The organism is Phycicoccus flavus (genome assembly GCF_004025965.2).
Lineage (GTDB): Bacteria > Actinomycetota > Actinomycetes > Actinomycetales > Dermatophilaceae > Phycicoccus > Phycicoccus flavus.
In genome coordinates, this window is the sequence record NZ_SAYU02000153.1 from 1 (window position 1) to 514 (window position 514).

The following is a 514-nucleotide window of genomic DNA, read 5'->3' on the forward strand; positions in this document are numbered from 1 at the left end:
TGGTCCCCGGTCTCGACGGCGATACCGGCGGAGTAGAGCAGCTCGGCGCCGACGACGAGGGTGGCGATGACGAACAGGCCGGTGACGACGTAGGCGGTGACGTTGTCCAGGCGCATGACCCGCATGGACGCGGGGGTCGTCCAGCCCTTCTCTCGGACCCAGTAGCCGTAGGCCGCGAGGGTGATCGTGCCGCCGACGCCTCCGGCGAGGCTGAGGACGTAGATCGTCGAGCCCTCCGGCAGCAGCGGGACGATGCCGGTCACGATCTCGCCGAGGTTCGGCACGGTGAGCACCGCGGCCGCGACCATGGAGACGAACATCAGCAGCACGAGGGCGCTGAGCACCCGCTCGAAGGTGACGTAGCGCCCGCTCCACACGACGGCGAGGCCGATGAGCGCGGAGATCACGCCCCAGGCCGTCACCGACAGCGCGGGGAAGAGGCTGTAGAGGGCCAGGCCGGTGCCGGCCATGGCCGCGGCGCCGTAGACGAAGCCCCAGACCACGATGTACGGGC

Annotated in this window: 1 protein-coding gene; it reads right to left on the reverse strand. The window is 70.4% G+C overall.

Annotated features, from left to right (window positions below; translation table 11 throughout):
* On the reverse strand, positions 1–514 hold a 514-nt coding region (locus tag EPD83_RS20290; protein ID WP_165567087.1), incomplete at both ends, for an Nramp family divalent metal transporter.